Origin of the sequence: Streptomyces beijiangensis, from assembly GCF_017315755.1 — a bacterium.
Lineage (GTDB): Bacteria > Actinomycetota > Actinomycetes > Streptomycetales > Streptomycetaceae > Streptomyces > Streptomyces beijiangensis.
On sequence record NZ_JAFLRJ010000530.1, the window covers coordinates 1 to 826 of the forward strand.

At 67.4% G+C, this 826-nt stretch carries 2 protein-coding genes; both read right to left on the reverse strand.

Annotation, left to right across the window (positions count from 1 at the left end; all coding sequences use genetic code 11):
- Positions 1-42: 42 nt before the first annotated feature.
- Positions 43-159 (reverse strand): putative leader peptide, encoded by a 117-nt coding sequence (locus tag J0695_RS45800; protein ID WP_344104351.1) that lies wholly within the window; start codon positions 157-159, stop codon positions 43-45.
- 70 nt (positions 160-229) lie between these two features.
- Positions 230-646 (reverse strand): M67 family metallopeptidase, encoded by a 417-nt coding sequence (locus J0695_RS36365; protein ID WP_206969041.1) that lies wholly within the window; start codon positions 644-646, stop codon positions 230-232.
- Between the last annotated feature and the right edge of the window lie 180 nt (positions 647-826).

Here is an 826-nt window from a genome sequence, read left to right on the forward strand (position 1 = left end):
GGTGGGGCGTGGTGGGGTCGTGCGCGTGCGTGGAGCCGCGGCTCAGACGGCAGCGCAGCCCGGACAGATCGCGCTGGCCAGTCGGCACAGGTCGACGTGGAGGCGCGCGACAAGAAGGGCGCCCGGCGCCTTCGTTTCGCTCACGTCGTGGAGAACCATGCGGTCATCGTATCGATTCCCGGTCCTGGATTCGGAGTCTCGTCTTGCTGGGTGGGATGGAACCGTCCAGCTACTGGACGATCTTGATCTCTTCCTCTGTGACCTCGCCGTCGATGATGCGGTACGAGCGGAATTGGAAGGGTCCCGCTCCGTCCGCGTCAGCCGTCGAGACCAGGACGTAGTGCGCTCCCGGCTCGTTCGCGTAGGTGATGTCCGTACGGGACGGATAGGCCTCGGTCGCCGTGTGCGAGTGGTAGACGATCACCGGCTCCTCGTCGCGGTCGTCCATGTCGCGGTAGAGCTTGAGGAGGTCCGCGGAGTCGAACTCGTAGAAGGTGGGCGAGCGGGCGGCGTTCAGCATGGGGATGAAGCGCTCGGGGCGGCCCTCCCCCACCGGGCCCGCGACGACCCCGCAGGCCTCGTCGGGGTGGTCGGCCCTGGCGTGGGACACGATCTGGTCGTACAGGGACTGGGTGATGGTCAGCATGGTGGAAAGGATAAGCATCCGGGCCTGTCCGTACCGGAGTGCGGTACGGACAGGCCCGGATGCTGAGATGCGGGGGGGGGGTTACCGCTTCTGGAAGGCCGCGCCCGCCGGGTTGCGGCGCTTGAGCACCACGTACGAGACGCAGAGCAGCAGCGCCCAGAGCGGGGAGCAGTAGAGCGA

Coding starts and splice junctions, on each gene's coding strand:
- J0695_RS45800 (WP_344104351.1), bottom strand. CDS start 159: ATGGTTCTCCACGACGTGAGCGAAACGAAGGCGCCGGGCGCCCTTCTT.
- J0695_RS36365 (WP_206969041.1), bottom strand. CDS start 646: ATGCTGACCATCACCCAGTCCCTGTACGACCAGATCGTGTCCCACGCC.